Source organism: Dyadobacter crusticola DSM 16708 (assembly GCF_000701505.1).
In the GTDB taxonomy this organism is placed as follows: Bacteria; Bacteroidota; Bacteroidia; order Cytophagales; family Spirosomataceae; genus Dyadobacter; species Dyadobacter crusticola.
Genome location: NZ_KL370786.1, coordinates 336,435 through 354,093, shown reverse-complemented (window position 1 = coordinate 354,093; position 17,659 = coordinate 336,435). Strand labels below are relative to the sequence as shown.

The window sequence follows — 17,659 nt, the reverse complement described above, 5'->3', positions numbered from 1 at the left end:
CGACAATTCTGTCTTTGCGCTTCCTTATCGTTCTGTACAAACAAAAAGCAACCGGACACACGGCGCCCGGTTGCTTTCAGCATGCTAAATGCACGTTCTCAGAAGTCGGTTGATTTACTCAGATCCTCAAAGGCTGACAAATTATTCTGAACAGCCTCGATTTTGTTGTGGGCCATCGCAAATGCATCCGAGCCCAGGAAAAGGTGCAATGGACGATTTTCCATTTCCGCTACCCGTATCAGTGCAGCGGCCGCCTTCTCGGGATCACCCGGCTGGTTACCTACGATCTGTTCATTGTGCAGCACTTCCAGGTCTCGCGCTTCCTTGTAAGCCGCGATCGGGCTTGCGGCGGTATGCAGCGAACCTTGTAATAGGAAATTGGTTTTGAAATAGCCGGGATATACCACCGTGGCGGTCACTCCCAGTGAGCTCGCCTCCGCCGACAGCGCCTCGGTAAATCCGGCGACAGCAAATTTGGTTGCATTATAGATCCCCCACCCTGGAAATGTACCCAAAAAGCCAGCAATCGAAGAAATGTTGAAGAATGCACCTGCTTTCTTGTCGCGAAAATGCGGCATTACATGGCGGATCACGTTTAAGGAACCAAATACATTCACGTCAAAATTCTGGCGGGCTTCTTCGTCGGTCAGCTCTTCGAGCGTGCCGAGCTGTCCGTAGCCGGCATTGTTTACCACCACATCAATGCCGCCCAATTTGGCAATAATTTCGGCTACTGCGGCTTTCACCGCAGCGTTATCAGTGAGGTCGACGCGAAGCGGCAGAAAATTATTACCTGCGTATCCTGCCTCGGCGCGAAGTGTCTCTACATCCCGCGAAGTAGCGGCAACTTTGTACCCTTTACTTAACAGATTTTTTACCAGTGTTAAACCCAGCCCTTTCGAGGCTCCTGTTACGAACCATACTTTTTGTGTTTCCATGTTTGTGATCGTTTGATTTGTACAGTACAAAGTTGACCACAACCCGCGTGGGAGCACTTATTCAGATCGCAGGTGAATTTGCGATTTTCAAATATGGAGCGGAACAGAGGTACTTTTCCGGAAAGCAGAAGGCGATATATTGGTCTTTTTTCTAAAAAACGAGGTAAATGCCGCCTGTCCCGAAAACCCGAGCCCGTCACTGATCTCGTTGATTCCCCAGTCTGTTTGGACCAGCAGGGATTTGGCCTCGTGCAGCAGACGATCCTGGATATGTTCCCGCAGTGTTTTCCCTGTCTGACTTTTTACCAATGCATTCAGATAATTGGGATGTACCTGCAACTCGTCTGCAAACTCCGCCGCGGTTTTCAGCTTCACATACGAACTTCGCTCCTCCACCTGAAATGCGGATTCGAGCAGCGACAGAAAACGATAGATATGCCCATATCCCTCGGGAGTTCCGGCAATAACCCGGTTCTTCCCGGCCCGCTGGCTTTCCAGCAGCAACATTTGCAAATGCAGCAAAATTGCCTGCTTTTTATCGTCACTATTGCCCCGTTCTTCTTCGAGCATAGTTCTGAAATACGCATCAATGGTACCAGACTGCTCATTTGTCAGCTGAATGACAGCTTTGTCGGTCGCGAAATACGGGTACTGCCGGAATAGTTGAAGCACGTGGTCTGCGTCGCGGCCAAAGTAGCCGGGGTGAATCAAACAGAAATGTCCGCCCGTCTCCTCGGACGTTGTTTGCCACGACATGATTTCATCGGGATGAAGGAATGCGATTTCATTCGGCCCCATTTCGTACCGGTGCAAGCCGATCGTCAGCACACCTGTCCCGGAAGTCATGTGAAATATTTTGTAAAACTTCCTCCGGTGCGGCGAGATATAGTTCCTCACGGGGTAGTTTTCGCGGTTTTCAATGATAAAATAACTGGAATCAACAGGATAATGCGTCACGTTCAGTAGAGGGACTTCGTAGCTGTCCTGCGCGAAAGTTTCCAGTTCCAGCCGGGGGATCGTTGCGTTTTCCATTCCAGTTAACAATTGACTTTACCCAAATATAATACCGCCTCAGACTGTTTCAAAAACCGCAGCTGGTTGATGCTACACCTGGTACACCTGCGTGGGCGCGACTCCGTACTTCTTTTTGAATGCAAATGAAAAATGCGAAAGATCTTCAAAACCCACTTCCAGGTACACTTCGGTCGGCCGTTTCCTTTTCTCCGCCAGCTGGTAATGTGCCAGTTCAAGCCGCTTTTCTGTAAGCCATTTTTGTGGTGTTACATTGAATATCCGCTTGAAATCCCGGTTAAAAGTCGACAAGCTCCGCCCTGTCAGGTAGCCCAGCTTTTCCATTGGCATATTGAACATAAAATTGCGCTGCATGAAATCAACCAGATCGACTTTGCCGGGATCATCGAAGTTTGCCAGTACACTATCGACATTCCTGTCGATCTCCCGAAGGATTGTAATCGCCTCGGTAATTTTAAGCGAGGCGATATTTTCCGGAAACTCACCTTTCACATCAAAGTAAGGTATCAATGAAGTCAGGCAGCTTTCCAGCAATGGATGGTTGTTAAAGCTGAATATCTTCTGATCCCGGGCTGCACTTCGCTTCACATCTATTTTCTCATAAAACCTTTTGAGCCGCTCGGTTGCCAGATGCATAACAACGGTCTTATGTGGCAACCCGTTTTTAGGATAATTTACAATAGTAGCCAGCTGATTTCTCGGGATCAGGAATATGTCGCCTGTCTTGAAGTAGTAAGTCGCATCCGCCTGGATAATCTTGGTTTCACCCAAAATAAACCAGATCAGCATGTGATCGTCAAACATCAGGTCCGACTTAAAAAGCTTGTCGTCGTAACTGGAAAGCTTGATTTCCTTGGTAAGGTATTTTGAAATGTGTTCCATAACTAGCAGGTTTCCGCCGGCTGTACATATACGATTGAATCAAGATAGCAAAAACAATGGCAGCAAAGCTAGTCCGGTTTAGAGCTGCTGCGCATTTGCTGCGTTCATTTGCGATCCGAATGAAAGGCCAGTCACCTCCTCGCTCCACTTCCACAGCTTTTTAGCATTGTTCTCATCGAGTGAATAGGGCCTAACGCCGCGCTGTGTTTCTGTGCCGCTCAGCTCAGCCACGTCCGCATCTTCGCAGTAGACGCCACCAATGTGATTAAGCAGCGGAGTCGTCGCACACCAGACCGTCGTGGCAGCACCCTGCGGGATTGTCTTCAAAGAGGCCACTACTTCGGGCAACAGGTTACCTTCCGAATCGAGAAAGCCCATTTGCTGGAACAATTCCAGCGAAGCCTCTCTGCCCAGCTCGGTACCGTGGATCGAACCTGGATGAAGCGAATACGCCCGCACATTGTGCTCCCTTCCGAAGTGGTCCAGTTCGAGTGCGAATAAATTACTCGCCGTTTTGGACTGTCCGTAAGCTTGCAGCGTCTCGTATTCGCGATGCAAAAAGTTGGGGTCTTCAAAGTTGAATGGCGCCATCTGGTGCCCCAGAGAAGATACATTCACAACTCTTGCCCCGTCTGCCTCAACAAGCGCGGGCCATAACCTGGCTGTAAGCTGAAACTGCCCTAAGTAATTAGTGGCGAGCTGCGACTCAATCCCGCGGCTGTCTCTTCGCAAAGGTACCCACATAATGCCTGCGTTGTTGATCAGCAGATGGAGCGGCCGGCCGGAAGCCAGGAAAGCAGCGGCAAATGCATCGATGGAAGCGGGTTTCATAAAGTCGATCTCCGCAAGTTCAACATGCGGGATACCGTTCAGGTTTTTGCGTGCTTTTTCCAGGTCTCTGGCAGGTACGATCACAGTAGCTCCGGCCGCAGCCAGTATCCTTGTCGTTTCAAGCCCGATCCCTGCATTTCCGCCAGTCACGATCGCGATCTTGCCTGTCAGATCAATGCCGCTGATCACCTCAGCTGCTGTTGATGTTGCATTGAACCCTGAGCCTAGTGGCTGTTGTAATGCGCCCTGATAATTGCTTTGTCCCATTTTGATTGTATGTTTAAAAGTGATAGGACAAAATTACCTGGTCAGCCCGCGGCCCGTTTTGTTAAGAACGTCAATTTACTTTGTTAAGAATGTCATTGCTATTTAGACGATACCTGATTGTTTCACACCTTTATTCCTGACCTTGCTCATAGCCTGCTATGCGCTTTCTCAGCAGTTTTGCACCTGTTCATTTACAAAAACCAGCCACATGAAGATCCTGTTCTTTTCTGCCAAACCCTACGACAAGCAGTTTTTCAACTTTTACAACCAGTCTTTTAGTTTTGAAATTGAATACCTGGAAACCCACCTCGGCCCGCACATTGTCAATGCGGTTCAGGACGAAAAGGCGGTTTGTGTTTTTGTAAATGACAAGGTCAATGCGGAGGTTATCTCTGTTTTGGCTCAAAAAGGCGTGAAAATTATTGCATTGCGTTGTGCAGGCTTTAACAATGTGGACCTGGAAACTGCGCGATCGCACGGCATGAAGGTTTGCCGGGTACCCGAATATTCCCCGCAGGCGGTGGCGGAACATACCGTGGCGATGCTGCTCACGCTCAACCGGAAAACGCATAAAGCTTATAACCGGGTGCGGGAACAGAACTTTTCGCTGAATGGATTGCTGGGTTTCAACCTCTATGGCAAAACAGTAGGTGTAATCGGTACCGGAAAAATCGGCAGTGCATTCTGCCACATTATGAAAGGCTTTGGCTGCAAAGTGATCGCCTACGATCTTTACCCGAGCGCTGCATTGGAAGAGGCCGGGATCACTTATGCGCCGCTTGACAAGGTGCTCGCTGCCAGTGATATCATTTCGCTGCATTGCCCGCTGAACGCGGATACCCACTATATGATCGACGAGAGATCACTCGGGATCATGAAAAAGGGAGTCACATTGATCAACACCAGCCGCGGCGGGCTGATCAACACGGCTGACGTAATCCACGCATTGAAAAGCAAGCATGTAGCTTACCTCGGCATTGATGTGTACGAGCAGGAAGACAAGCTTTTTTTCAAAGACCTGTCGGGCAGCATAATCGAGGACGATACCATTCAGCGTTTGATGAGCTTTCCAAATGTGCTTGTAACTGCCCACCAGGCGTTTTTTACCGAAGAAGCATTGTCCGAAATCGCGCAGGTAACGCTCAAAAGCATTGACCAGCTCAGCAAAGGCGAAGAGCTGGAAAATCAGGCGGTGCTACTTGTATAAGCGAAAACGCCTGATCTCAGACTAGCCGACCCGGTGGTAAACCGTTTCGGTTGCGATATCTTCCTGGCCTTCCGGTGAGATATTGAATGCCGAAATGGTAAGCTGATCGGGGTCATTGAGCTGCACCACTGTACGCCAGCCCCAGGGAACGGGGATACCAGGCCCGCCATAAGAGCCCAGCACCGAAAACCCGTGCTCGACAGACTCCCCTTCCGAGAGCATAATCGCAGTGCCCATATGGAAGCTGTCCACCCAGGCGACCTGGAACTTTTCATTACCAATGTCATACCCGATCGTGGCAGAACCTTCAAACGGTTCGCCGCTCAAAGTGCCCTGATATTGGTATAACAGGAACCGGCCTCCGTGAATAGGCTGGATACTGCCTGACATCGGGGATTCATCGGCGAGTACACCGGGCTCGAACCACGTTTTGGTAACCCCCTCCCACTTACCAACCATTGCATGAATGTGCTGGTGAATGCCGGACTCCAGTGAGATCTCGAATTTGGACTTGCTCATATTGGCTGTTTATATGATTTTTTCAAACAAAAATAAGAAGATAAGCTGCACAATGGCTCAGGAGTAGAATAGAAAATCCGTGCTCTTTGTTTAACTTCCGCCACTGACCCAATTCTTTAAACCTCATCGTCCAGCGACCAAAATGCCCTACCTCACTGCTATGCATCGGGAAAGCGAAGTTTTGCGGCGGGTGTCCGAGGGCGACGAACGTGCTTTTGCATCACTTTTCAACCATTATCACCAGCGGCTCGGTGTCCATATCTTCCGCATTACCAGGTCCGAAGAGCTTGCCGCGGAAGTTGTCCAGGATGTTTTCCTCAAAATATGGCTCAATAAAGAGCTGCTTGCAGAAGTGCAAAGTTTCCCGGTATATCTGTACGTGGTCTCCAAAAACGCCGCATTGAATTGCCTGAAAAAAGTAGCCAGCGAAAGTGCGAGAACCGTCGATATTGACCTGCATTCCGAACATTTTCCCATCGCCGAAACCGCCGAGGAAGATCACCGCTACCTGCTGATCGACGAGGCGATAGATCTGCTCCCGCCACAGCAAAAACAGGTGTACCTCCTGAGCCGTCACCAGCGACTGTCTTATGCAGAGATCGCCGGGCAGATGAATATATCCAGGGAAACTGTCAAAAAATACCTGCAGATCGCGACCGGGTCGATTTCTTCACACATCCGTAACAAATTGATAACGAGCCTTGTACTTGTTGCGCAATATTTTTTTTCAAAATAATTACATTCCGATAGCCCCTTTTCGCGCGACGGTATTGTCCTGTTGTTGAAGTCCGACAATCAATTTACAATGGATAATACCGAACGCAGGTTGCAGGATCTGTTTGACCGCTACTACCACGGGAATGCTACTGACGACGAAAAACAGGAGCTGATGGACCTGGTGCGCTCTGGCAGGTATGATGCACTTCTGGAACAATACCTTAAACACAACTGGCTCGACCAGGCTGGCGATGATACGTTGTTTACAAAAGAAAAAAGCAATGCGATGCTGAGCGCGATCCTTGATGCAGCCAGTCAGTCAGCCGCTCCCGAAAAGAAGGTGGTTCGCTTAAACTGGCTACGTTATGCAGCCGCAGCAATTCTTTTGCTGACCGGCTTTGGGATTTGGTATCATGTTCAAAACAGCCGGGAAGAAAGCAATTCCATTGCCGAGATTCCAAAATCAACAGACGTAAAACCTGGCGGCAACAAAGCTTTGCTCACCCTCTCCGACGGTTCTGCTATCGCGCTGGACCAGGTGGAAAGTGGCTTCGTGGCGCGCCAGGGGAATGCAGAGATCCGGAAAGCGCAGGAAGGTATCCTGGTATATAATGCCAAAACAAATGAGCGGCCGGGCGCGGTAAGTATCAACACGCTTTCCACCCCGAAAGGCGGCCAGTACCAGGTGCGACTTCCTGACGGCAGTAAAGTGTGGCTGAATGCGTCTTCGTCCATCCGCTTTCCGTCGGTATTTGCCGCCGCTGAGCGGAAGGTTGAAATTACCGGCGAAGCCTACTTTGAAGTCGCAAAAGACAAGCGCAAACCATTCCGGGTGAAGTTCAACGAGTCGGAAGTACTGGTACTTGGCACGAGCTTCAACATCATGGCGTATCCAGAAGAAGGCGCTTCCAAAACCACGCTCGTGGAAGGTTCCGTCGCCATTCAAAATGTAGGCCGGAATGCCCGGCTCAAACCCGGGCAGCAAGCCGCGATCTTAGCGACTGGACAAATCAAGACGAAGTACACACCTGTGGAAGAAGCAGTTGCGTGGAAGAATGGCGAGTTCTATTTCCAGGAAGCGAGTGTGGAGGAAGTAATGCGCCAGCTATCCCGCTGGTATGATGTCCGGATCAAATACAATGGAAAAATCCCGGTGAAACAGTTCACGGGACGCATTTCGCGCCAGGTCGGCCTTTCGGAAATTGTGGGTATGCTGCGGTATGCCGGCGTCAATTGCAGCGTGGAAAACAAGCAGATCATCATTGATCAATGAGTGCGTATATAGTATTGCGTTGAAACTATCCTAAACCTTTAACATATTATGAAAAACCACTACTTACCCTGCGCGGCAGGTCGTAAGCGGCCTTATCCTGCTGCCCAAATTTGTTTCGCGATGACCCGGATAATGCTTTTGCTGATCGTAACACTCTCGCAGGTCACGGCTGACGGATTCGGCCAGAAGATCTCGATCCATGCCAAAAACACGCCGCTGAAAAGCGTCTTAAAAACGATTGAAAAGCAAACCAACTACCTGTTTTTGTACGATAAGCTGGACCTGCCGGAATCGCAAAAGGTGTCTGTGAAAGTGAAGAATGCAGATATCGACCAGGCACTGGGCGCTGTTTTCCAGGACATTCCCGTGTCTTACAGGATTTTTAACCAAAACATTGTGCTGAAAGCGATACCCAAACGACAGCCACAGGATCAGGTACTGCCGGTGAGAACACCGGAGATCAAGCCGAACATTCAGCTTAACTACCGCAGCATCGAAGAACCGCCGCACAGCCTCGACCGGCTGATCCGAGGAAGGGTAGCCGACGAAAACGGCAATCCGTTTCCCGGCGTGAGCATTCTCGTAAAAAACACCCAGAATGGGACCACGTCCGACGCGAATGGAGAATTCAGGCTGTATATACCGGAGTCGGCAAGCCAAGAAGCGCTGGTTCTGATCGCCAGCTTTGTCGGTTATAAAAGTCAGGAAATTGCTGTCGGCAGCAGGCAGGAGATCAGTTTCGGCATGTCAGTGGACACCAAGTCGCTGAATGACGTAGTCGTAGTCGGCTATGGTACCCAGAACAAAAGCAGCATCACAGGCTCTGTGGCGTCGCTGCCGATGAAGAGCATCTCCAATCAGCCACTGACCAGCCTCGACCAGGCGCTGGGCGGACAAATTGCCGGCGTGAATGTAGCACAAACCAAAGGTGCACCCGGAGGCGGGGTGTCAGTACGGGTGCGCGGCACAGGCTCAATCGGCGCGGGAAATGAGCCGCTGTATGTGATTGACGGGTTTCCGGTATCAGCGGATTTTAATGGCAGCTTCAATGCGCTTTCAACCATCAATCCCAGCGACATCGAATCCATTGAAATATTAAAAGATGCTTCTGCGGCTGCCATTTACGGTTCCCGGGGAAGTAACGGGGTTGTGCTGGTGACTACCAAACGCGGTAAGTCGGGTAAGTCGATCGTCCAGTTTGATGCCTACTACGGTGTTCAGGAAGTAGCTAACAAAATTGAAATGCTCGATGCGAGAGAGTATGCAGAGTACAATACGGAGGCACGGAACAATGCCTGGGTAGACCGCGGCGGCAAGGCAACAGACCCGAACAGCGCACGTCCGGCTAATCTGCAGATCCCCGAAATGTTCCAGAACCCGCAGTCGCTCGGCAAGGGAACCGACTGGCAGGATGAGGTTTTCGTAACAGCGCCCATTCAAAATTACCAGCTCTCGGTTGCTGGTGGCACAGACAAAACGCAGCTATTTATGTCAGGCGCCTATTTTCGCCAGGATGGTATCGTGATGAATACGGGCTTCGACCGCTACTCGGCACGCATTAATCTCGACCACCGCGTTTCCAAAAACGTGAAAGTAGGTATGAATTTGTCGCCTTCATTTTCATCCAACAAGCTGCTCCCGGTAGAAGACCAGGTATTCACAGGCGGGATACTTGGCTCAGCGCTTTCGCTCCCTCCTACCGTCCCCGTTTACAATCCCGATGGTTCATTTACTACATTACTCGGACCTTCGCCTTATAACATTGGTGTGATCGACAACCCCGTTGCAATTGCCAGCAAAATCAAAGACAAAAAGTCTTTTTTCCGGACGCTGGGTAATGTATACGCGGAGATCGACATTATTGATGGGCTGAAATTCCGTACATCATTTGGTCTGGATTATGCCGACTCGCGGCAGGCCGCTTTTTATCCTTCCAATCTGGGGTGGAATGGAGTTCCTGCGCCGGTGCAGGCGAGGGCCACGGCCAGCAGTATCCGTGACCTGAACTGGCTGAATGAAAACATCCTGACCTATAAAAAGACGTTTGGTGGAAAACACGAGCTGGATCTGCTGGGCGGTTTTACGTCGCAAAAAGCAAAGTCGGAATACTCCTCGATGTCCGCTACCAACTTCCCGACAGACCTGGTACCTACGCTCAATGCAGGCCAGGTTACTTCCGGCGGCACAGGCATTTCAGAATGGTCGCTGCTGTCGTACCTGGGGCGTGTAAATTATACTTTCGCGAGCAGATACCTGTTTTCGGCCACCGTTCGCCGGGATGGTTCTTCCCGCTTTGGCGCACGCAACAAATGGGGTACATTCCCTTCTGCGTCAGTGGGCTGGTATTTGTCGGAAGAAAATTTCATGAAAGGCCAGCAGGTGGTAACAGACCTGAAATTTCGCGCGAGCTACGGACTGGCGGGTAACAACACCATCGGGAACTACAATCACATTGGTTTGCTTTCCAACCGCCGGTACAGCCTGGGCGCAGGCACAGGTACAGTTGCCTACGGATTATACCCCGGCTCCATCACCAATGAGCAGCTCGGCTGGGAAGTAATGCACCAGCTGGATATCGGCGTAGACTTCGGCGTTTTGAGAAACAGGCTGACATTTACAATTGATTATTACAACAAAAACACCACCGATCTGCTGCTGAATGTACCTGTACCTGCCTCTACCGGCTACGAAACCGCACTGCAGAATATCGGCAAGCTGAACAACCGCGGCTGGGAGTTCAGCGTAAATTCGAAAAACTTCACCGGCGCATTCAAATGGTCGACGAGCTTCAACATTTCTTTCAACAAGAATAAGGTTGTCAAACTTGGTCCGTCGGGCAATGCGATTATCTCAAAAAGTCCCTCATTCAGTCCCAACACGCACATTACCAGGATCGGATCGCCGATCGGGAGCTTCTGGGGGTACGATGCGATCGGTGTGTACCGCGATGCGGAAGATGTTAAGAACAGTCCGGTGGTGCAGGGAAGCACAGGCTCGCGCCCGGGTGACCTCAAATTCCGTGACATTGACGGCGACGGCGTGATCACACCGAGCGACGTGACCATCATCGGCGACAACAGTCCTGACTTTTTCTATGGTATCACCAACAATTTCAGCTACGGCAGGCTTAACCTCAGCATTCTCGCCGACGGAGTGGAAGGTATCCAGCTGCTGAACGGATCGCGCAGGAATATCGGTCTGGTGAATGGAAGTTACAGCCGCAAGGATGTGCTTGGCCGCTGGCAGTCTCCCGAGAATCCCGGCGACGGCCGCACGCCCCGTGCCAATGTGTCACCTACGGGCGGCAATGTAAGTTACGTATCGAGCCTGCTCGTGGAAGACGCGTCTTTCTTCCGCATCCGGAACATCAACCTGCGCTATGCATTGCCTGAGAAAGCTTCAAAAGCCATTTTCATGCAGCAGGTCAGCGTGAGTCTCTCGGTTCAAAATGCGTTGACTTTTACCAAATACCTGGGTTATAATCCCGAGCAAAGCCTGAATGGAAGCAGCTCGCTGACGCCCGGCGTGGATTTCAACGGCTACCCGCTGGCACGTACCTACACCCTCGGCGTAAACCTCACATTTTAACTAAACCCGATATGAAAATTCATAAAATAGCACTTGCCTCACTGGTATTTTTGTCAGCCGGTTGTTCCGACTTCCTTGATCTTTCACCAAGGGACACAGCCAACGTTGGTAATTTTTATAAAAATGCATCTGATATGCAGGCTGCCCTTACGGCGGCTTACGGAATGCTCGCTGCACCCGGAGAATATGGGTATGCCTACTACAATGTTTCGGAAGTAAGGTCGGACAATACGATGAACTGGGAAGGTGGCGGCAACCTGCCCGATGCGGAGCTCGATCAATTCAAAATGTCGTCGACAAACGAGATTATCCGTCTGATGTGGATCGATACTTACCGCGGGATCCTGGCCTGCAATGCGGTTCTGGGCCATATTGCCGGTGCAACGATGGACGACGCATTGCGCCAGCGGTTTATCGGAGAAGCGAAATTCCTGCGTGCGCTGATGTACTTTAATATGGTGCGTACTTTCGGCGATGTGCCTCTGGTTTTATCTGAGACCAAGTCCGTGGACGAAGGTTACAGCCAGGCGCGCGTGCCGCAGTCGGAAGTTTACACGCAGATCATCACAGACCTGACGGAAGCGAGTGCACAGCTGCCTCTCTCCTATTCGGGAAATGATGTTGGAAGAGCCACCAGAGGCGCCGCGAAGGCATTGCTTGGCAAAGTATATCTCACGGTCCGCGATTATGTAAAGGCAAGGGATATCCTGAAAGAAGTGATTGCGCAGGGTACTTACAAGCTGCTTGACGATTATGCTGCATTATGGCCGGTTGCGAATGCGAACAATGAAGAGTCGATTTTCGAGGTTCAGTTTAAAAAAGGCGGAACGGGTACGGGAAGTAGTTTTTACAACAACTTCGCCCCGCGTAACTCGGGCAGCTCGGTGATCCAGATCGGCTTTGCAAGCGGACGGAACATTCCCACTACCGACCTGATCAATGCGTACGAACCCGGCGACGCGAGAAAGGCTGCATCGCTAGCGGTAGGGTATACAGACAATACCACCGGTAAATTCGTCGCTGACCCCTACACTCTGAAATATCGCGACACCCCATTTGCCGAAGGTGACGCGGATAACAACTGGGTCGTTTTGAGATATGCAGACATACTTCTAATGTACTCCGAGGCGCTCAATGAAGTGAATAACGGACCTACTGCCGAAGCTTACGAGGCGATCAATGCAGTGAGAAAGCGCGCCAAGCTGGCGGTTTTGCCCGCAGGGTTGTCAAAGGCTGCATTTGGACTTGCGATTGAGCGCGAGCGGCAGGTGGAGCTTGCTTTTGAAGGCCACCGCTGGTTTGACCTCGTTCGTACCGGTCGCTCGGTAGCGGTAATGAATGCACATTTCAATGCGCCCGTCGTTGCCGAATTCAATGCTGTTTTCCCTATACCGCAAACACAGATTGATGTGAACCCGGCAGGTATCAAACAAAATCCCGGTTATACATTCTGATTTTTGATCTCAGACCAACATTTATGATATGAATAGTAATGCATTATTACGCATGTTGCTGATCGTTTCGGCTGCATTTACAACCAAGCTTTCGCCCGCTGCAAATTTGGAATCGGGCGTTCGGGCCGCGCAAACAGACACAGTGGCAATGCCCAAAGTATTCATCAATACCGGCTTCGAAAACGCCTCTCCTATGAATTGGGAAATCGATGCGCAGGGACGGGTACTCGGCAGTCTGGTTTACGACTACGAGCGCTTTGCACAGAACCGGGCCAATAACCACTGGCATTTCAGAGTGGAGGCGCAAACGGGAATGGAAGTGACGGTGATCCTTCAAAACTTCGACAATATCTGGAACAATACCCACGCCAGCCCGATTTCCAAACAGTCGCCGATCGTGGTTTCTTTTGACAACAAAACCTGGGAAACCCGCCCTGCCGAATTCCTGCCTGACAACCGCCTGCAGATCAAGATTAAGATGACCGGACCAAGTGTTTACATTGCCAGTATCGAGCCTTATCGCATTAGTGATCTCGACAGGTTTTTGGGCAAAATTAAAACCAATAAGCTGGTCAAAATTGATCGCATCGGGCAAACTGCCGAGGGCCGCTCGCTTGAAATTATCACGATCGGAAACGAGAAAGCGCCTAAAAAGCTGTTTCTCCGCGGCCGCGCGCACTCATTTGAAGCAGGCGGCAACTGGACGCTGGAAGGTTTTGTGAACAGGCTTTTGCAAAATGATGAAGCGTCCAGAAAGTGGCTGAAAAGGTATTGCGTGTACATTTTACCAATGGCGAATAAAGACGGGGTAGCCCGCGGCAAGACGCGTTTCAATGCAAACGGCTACGATTTGAACCGAAAATGGGACAAACCCGCCGACTCACTGATCGCGCCGGAAAACTTTTATCTGGAAAAATGGCTGCACAAAATGGTCAACGAAAAGAAGAAACCTGATCTCGCCCTGGATGTACACAATGACAATGGCGGAAACCTGCACGTGAGCCGCCCGGATGGTGATATCACTGCCTACCTGGCCAATATGGCGAGACTGGATGCACTCTTAAGAAAGCATACCTGGTTCACCGAAGGCTCTACCAAACCTGGCTTCCGCAATCCCGGCACGTTGGGCGAAGGTTTTATGGAAAGGTTCGGCATTGAAGCCGCCGTGTATGAGCTGAATTACGAGTGGGTAGAAGGTCTGAAAAAAGCGCCAGTGGCCAAGGACTGGCTTCTCCTGGGAAGTCAGCTGCCGAATGTTTTTTATGATTATTTTGAAGAAAACCCGGCGAAATGAGAAAATGGATCTTTGGTTTATGCGTGGTAGCGGGCGGGATCGCGACCTGCCTGTTTTCTGCCGGCTACCGCGCATTCAGAAGCGACTTACCTGCGCAGTTTGAAAGTGAAAATTACAAGCTGGATTCTACGCTCCTGAAACTGGAAACAGTGGCCACAAACCTGAATGTGGTTTGGGATATGGCCTGGGGACCCGATAACTGGATCTGGTTTACAGACCAGGACGGGAAAGTAACCAGGCTCAATCCGAAGACAGGCCAGCTCATCGACATTTTACAGATCAAAGATTACTACCGCAAGCGGCTTGGCCTAATGAGCATGGTACTGCATCCCGACTGGCAGAAGTACCCGCACGTTTTTATCAATTACAGTCACATCGAAAGTGATTCGACGATTGTATCGAAGCTGGTCCGCTATACTTACAATGGGAAAATACTTGTTCAGCCCAAGCTGCTTTACCAGATCCCGGGTTATCTGGGCCACAATGGATCGAGGCTGGTGATCAGCAAAGACTGGAAAATACTTTGGGCTACCGGCGATCTGAAACATAAGGAAACGATCCAGGATCCCGCATTTGCAAACGGGAAAGTGCTGCGACTCAACCTGGACGGCAGCATTCCCAAAGACAACCCCTATCCCGGCAGCCCTGCCTGGGCAATGGGCTTCCGCGTGCCGCAGGGACTTACCTATACTGCCAATGGAAATCTCTTCATTGCCGAGCACGGCGACGCAACCGACGACGAAGTGAACCTGGTACAAGAGCGAAAAAGTTACGGTTGGCCCGCTGTTGCCGGTTTTTGCGACTTGCCCGAAGAGCGGGATAACTGTCCGGATTCGGCTGTTACGCCGGTAAAAGCCTGGACTCCCACGATTGCCCCCGCCGGAATGGATTATTTTAAAGGTAATATCCCTGAGTGGAACAATGCATTGCTGCTCACGACGCTGAAAGACCAAAGTCTGCGCGTGCTCAGACTAGACGAGAAGCAGCAGAAAATTACCAGCGAGGACATTGTTTTCAGTAAAAAGTATGGCAGGCTGCGGGATGTGTGCGTTTCTCCATCAGGCGACATCTATATCTCCACCAGCAACCGCGACTGGAACCCGGCCCCTAATTTCCCGATCAAAACCGACGACCGCATTATTCGGATCACCCGCGCAGGTACCATCCCGAAAGCTGCGCGACTAGCCAGGAAAACCGCCGAATCCGAGGGCAGCGACCCGGCTGCATTGTATGTTAACTTCTGTGCGTCCTGCCACAAGAGCGACGGGCAGGGTGTTCCGGGTTCGTTTCCTTCGCTGCTCACTTCCGGCCGCCTCGCGGGCGACAAGACTACATTGATCCGTTTTATCCTGAAAGGTTCGCAATCGCCCACCGGCGAAGCAATGCCCGCCTTCGGCTTTATGACAGACGCGCAGCTTGCTGCGGTAAGCAGCTATGCGCGGCAAAAATTTGCAAAAACCGCGGGCGAAATCAGCGCAGCCGACGTGGCATCAGCCCGGTAAATGCAAATAAAATAACCTGTGGTTTAATGCGCTTCTATTCACGCGACAACAACTTTTATTTTAATGTTCAATATAGCTGAGTAATAATACTTCCATGTTCAATTAATGCATTCAATTATTCAGCTAATCGGATTATAAATTCATTCTACTAGCGAACTGATATTTAAATATTATACACTCATTTCGATATTGAATATCCATCTATTCTCATTATCATTACTTCTTCTTATCTGTTCCATGTCACTCGCCAAAAGAATTCCTTTTTACAAGATTTTGTGTTTTAAAGGGAAAATTGCCGCCCCGCTTTGATACACTTTTATCAGCGACTTACAAGGGCATATTCGCAATATCAGCTTCTTTCTACAATCAGTATAAATTTTTAAACAGCTAAGGTGTAGTAAAACTTCTAGTGGTTTTAGAGATGTGTCCAAATTGGACATTTCCGGTATCACATACTGTCTCTGTGGCTAAAAAAAAACTAGTTTTGGCAATCAAAGTAACTCGCAATGTATTTCTACATGCTACACAGTTCTTTATTGTATTACACGTTCAACTAGTTATGAAAACAACATCTACAAAATCATTAATGTTAAAGCTCGCCCTTTCATTTGGCTTGCTTACAGCCGGTTCCGATATCATTGCTCAGACACTTCCGCTCCTGCCAGCACCTAACCACGATGTCGATCATACGGCGACTATCACCGGCGTTGTAAATGTCGAAGGAAGCACACAAGGGGTCGGAGCCGTAGTTGTTCGGCTTAGCAGAGTAGTGAGCGGTTCTTCCACGCTGGTGCCGGTTTCCTACGCACTAACCAATACAAACGGAGAATTCGTCCTGACAGGCCAGCCTGGCGTAACTTATCGCATTGACTATGCATTCCCGACAGCTGGCTTTACGGCTCCACAGGGAAGTACCTCTGCCGATTTCACCGCGGTTGAAGGCGGCAACACAGCACCCGGGGGCGGCATAACGCTTGTCAGGGTTAGCAATACAATCACAAACTGTAATGTAAAAGGCGTTCAAGCGACGGAGTGGAATTCCACCATTGAAGTTCCGAAGGCTGTACAGCTCAACCCGAGCGCTGTCCTGAACAACGTTGTGGTATTTGGCTCAACCTTCGCGTCAAATCCAACCATCGGAATAACGGCCACGACTGCTGCGAGAATACGTACTTTGCAGATCGGAGCCGAGGTGTTCCTGAACGGACCCGGCGACTATTTCCAGGCTTTACCGGCGCTGAAAACCTTTGCAGCATCGCCTAATGCTCAAAACCTCGTCCTGGCTGAGGGACAAACCCTGACGTACTATGATATTTCCTCGGCACAATCATCCAGCGAAGATTTAGGAGGTGTACCGGAAGCATATGCCGGCGAGGGTAATGTCACATTTGATGCACAAGCTTTGGGCGCATATATCATCAATATTCAAGGCGGTAATACTGCCAGCGACGTGACCACTTTCGCTTCCGCGGGTGTTTGTCTAACTTATATATACAATTCAGACCCGCTTCCTGTCACATTAGCTTCATTCTCAGCTAAAAAATCGGGTGAGAACGTGAAAAGTGCGAAGCTGGAATGGAAAACCACATCCGAAAGTCAAAGCGACCGTTTCGAAATTCAGCGGAGTAACGATGGAAAAGCATGGGAGCAAATCGGTACCGTGCTTGCCAAAGGTGAAAGCAACATTATCACACACTATGAATTTGTAGACGCAAATCCATTTGCAGGAGAAAACCTTTACCGCCTGAAAATGGTAGACTTCGATGGAACATTTTCATTGAGCTCTGTGAGAAATGTTGGATTTGAAAAGACAAGTGACGTATTGCTGCACCCGAACCCGGTTGCGGATATGCTGACTGTCAAAAACCTCTCTTCCGGTAATGTTTCCGAAGTGACTATTTACAACCTGTCGGGTATCCCGCTATTCTCGAAAAAAGTAGCGAACGGGGATAACAAAATCGACATGTCGCGCTTGTCGCCCGGCTTGTATATGGTCAAAACAGTTTCGGATAATGGATCTTACAATACTCAAAAAGTGATTGTTACAAAATAATCCCGGGCGACCGAGACACCAATTTTAACGTTGAGTAAAATCTTACACCTCCTGAAAGCTTTTTAGGAGGTGTTTTGTACATTTTAGATTAACCCACATGTT

General features: G+C 50.0%; 13 protein-coding genes. 8 read left to right on the top strand and 5 right to left on the bottom strand.

Annotation, left to right across the window (positions count from 1 at the left end):
* Positions 1 to 98 precede the first annotated feature (98 nt).
* The 4 genes from Q369_RS0123520 to Q369_RS0123505 form a co-directional block, all read right to left on the bottom strand.
* On the bottom strand, positions 99 to 938 hold the full coding sequence (locus Q369_RS0123520; protein WP_031530174.1) for an SDR family NAD(P)-dependent oxidoreductase: 840 nt from the start codon (positions 936 to 938) through the stop codon (positions 99 to 101).
* An 87-nt stretch (positions 939 to 1,025) separates the two neighbouring features.
* The gene (locus tag Q369_RS0123515) at positions 1,026 to 1,970 is read right to left on the bottom strand and encodes a helix-turn-helix domain-containing protein (RefSeq protein ID WP_031530173.1); all 945 of its coding nucleotides are present in this window, start codon (positions 1,968 to 1,970) and stop codon (positions 1,026 to 1,028) included.
* Between the two features lie 72 nt (positions 1,971 to 2,042).
* Positions 2,043 to 2,852: a helix-turn-helix domain-containing protein gene (locus tag Q369_RS0123510; RefSeq protein WP_031530172.1), complete on the bottom strand. Its 810-nt coding sequence runs from the start codon at positions 2,850 to 2,852 to the stop codon at positions 2,043 to 2,045.
* 78 nt (positions 2,853 to 2,930) lie between these two features.
* Positions 2,931 to 3,950 (bottom strand): SDR family NAD(P)-dependent oxidoreductase, encoded by a 1,020-nt coding sequence (locus Q369_RS0123505; RefSeq protein ID WP_031530171.1) that lies wholly within the window; start codon positions 3,948 to 3,950, stop codon positions 2,931 to 2,933.
* 208 nt (positions 3,951 to 4,158) lie between these two features.
* On the opposite strand from Q369_RS0123505, the gene Q369_RS0123500 reads away from it, so the two are divergent.
* Positions 4,159 to 5,157, top strand: a complete 999-nt coding sequence (locus Q369_RS0123500) for a 2-hydroxyacid dehydrogenase (protein ID WP_031530170.1) — start codon at positions 4,159 to 4,161, stop codon at positions 5,155 to 5,157.
* Between the two features lie 21 nt (positions 5,158 to 5,178).
* Here Q369_RS0123500 and Q369_RS0123495 read toward each other — a convergent pair whose 3' ends face one another.
* Positions 5,179 to 5,676, bottom strand: a complete 498-nt coding sequence (locus tag Q369_RS0123495) for a DUF1579 domain-containing protein (protein ID WP_031530169.1) — start codon at positions 5,674 to 5,676, stop codon at positions 5,179 to 5,181.
* 142 nt (positions 5,677 to 5,818) lie between these two features.
* Between Q369_RS0123495 and Q369_RS0123490 the strand changes: the two genes are divergently transcribed.
* From Q369_RS0123490 to Q369_RS28570, 7 genes are all read left to right on the top strand, one after another.
* Positions 5,819 to 6,412 (top strand): RNA polymerase sigma factor, encoded by a 594-nt coding sequence (locus Q369_RS0123490; protein ID WP_031530168.1) that lies wholly within the window; start codon positions 5,819 to 5,821, stop codon positions 6,410 to 6,412.
* A gap of 69 nt (positions 6,413 to 6,481) precedes the next feature.
* On the top strand, positions 6,482 to 7,666 hold the full coding sequence (locus Q369_RS0123485; RefSeq protein ID WP_031530167.1) for a FecR family protein: 1,185 nt from the start codon (positions 6,482 to 6,484) through the stop codon (positions 7,664 to 7,666).
* A 48-nt stretch (positions 7,667 to 7,714) separates the two neighbouring features.
* Positions 7,715 to 11,254 carry a TonB-dependent receptor gene (locus Q369_RS0123480; RefSeq protein ID WP_031530166.1) on the top strand — a complete coding sequence of 1,180 codons (3,540 nt, stop codon included), beginning with the start codon at positions 7,715 to 7,717 and terminating at the stop codon, positions 11,252 to 11,254.
* 11 nt (positions 11,255 to 11,265) lie between these two features.
* Positions 11,266 to 12,708, top strand: coding sequence for a RagB/SusD family nutrient uptake outer membrane protein (locus Q369_RS0123475; protein ID WP_031530165.1), 1,443 nt, complete (start codon positions 11,266 to 11,268; stop codon positions 12,706 to 12,708).
* Between the two features lie 28 nt (positions 12,709 to 12,736).
* Complete coding sequence (locus Q369_RS0123470) at positions 12,737 to 14,002, top strand: M14-type cytosolic carboxypeptidase (RefSeq protein WP_229206930.1); 1,266 nt, start codon at positions 12,737 to 12,739, stop codon at positions 14,000 to 14,002.
* The gene (locus Q369_RS0123465) at positions 13,999 to 15,504 is read left to right on the top strand and encodes a PQQ-dependent sugar dehydrogenase (RefSeq protein ID WP_035333779.1); all 1,506 of its coding nucleotides are present in this window, start codon (positions 13,999 to 14,001) and stop codon (positions 15,502 to 15,504) included. Before Q369_RS0123470 ends, Q369_RS0123465 begins: the two co-directional genes overlap by 4 nt.
* Before the next feature lie 586 nt (positions 15,505 to 16,090).
* Positions 16,091 to 17,557, top strand: a complete 1,467-nt coding sequence (locus Q369_RS28570; protein WP_169739284.1) for a T9SS type A sorting domain-containing protein — start codon at positions 16,091 to 16,093, stop codon at positions 17,555 to 17,557.
* The last annotated feature ends 102 nt before the right edge of the window (positions 17,558 to 17,659 follow it).

Coding starts and splice junctions, on each gene's coding strand:
- Q369_RS0123470 (WP_229206930.1), top strand. CDS start 12,737: ATGAATAGTAATGCATTATTACGCATGTTGCTGATCGTTTCGGCTGCA.
- Q369_RS0123495 (WP_031530169.1), bottom strand. CDS start 5,676: ATGAGCAAGTCCAAATTCGAGATCTCACTGGAGTCCGGCATTCACCAG.
- Q369_RS0123490 (WP_031530168.1), top strand. CDS start 5,819: ATGCCCTACCTCACTGCTATGCATCGGGAAAGCGAAGTTTTGCGGCGG.
- Q369_RS0123500 (WP_031530170.1), top strand. CDS start 4,159: ATGAAGATCCTGTTCTTTTCTGCCAAACCCTACGACAAGCAGTTTTTC.
- Q369_RS0123505 (WP_031530171.1), bottom strand. CDS start 3,950: ATGGGACAAAGCAATTATCAGGGCGCATTACAACAGCCACTAGGCTCA.
- Q369_RS0123520 (WP_031530174.1), bottom strand. CDS start 938: ATGGAAACACAAAAAGTATGGTTCGTAACAGGAGCCTCGAAAGGGCTG.
- Q369_RS28570 (WP_169739284.1), top strand. CDS start 16,091: ATGTTAAAGCTCGCCCTTTCATTTGGCTTGCTTACAGCCGGTTCCGAT.
- Q369_RS0123480 (WP_031530166.1), top strand. CDS start 7,715: ATGAAAAACCACTACTTACCCTGCGCGGCAGGTCGTAAGCGGCCTTAT.
- Q369_RS0123515 (WP_031530173.1), bottom strand. CDS start 1,970: ATGGAAAACGCAACGATCCCCCGGCTGGAACTGGAAACTTTCGCGCAG.
- Q369_RS0123465 (WP_035333779.1), top strand. CDS start 13,999: ATGAGAAAATGGATCTTTGGTTTATGCGTGGTAGCGGGCGGGATCGCG.
- Q369_RS0123485 (WP_031530167.1), top strand. CDS start 6,482: ATGGATAATACCGAACGCAGGTTGCAGGATCTGTTTGACCGCTACTAC.
- Q369_RS0123475 (WP_031530165.1), top strand. CDS start 11,266: ATGAAAATTCATAAAATAGCACTTGCCTCACTGGTATTTTTGTCAGCC.
- Q369_RS0123510 (WP_031530172.1), bottom strand. CDS start 2,852: ATGGAACACATTTCAAAATACCTTACCAAGGAAATCAAGCTTTCCAGT.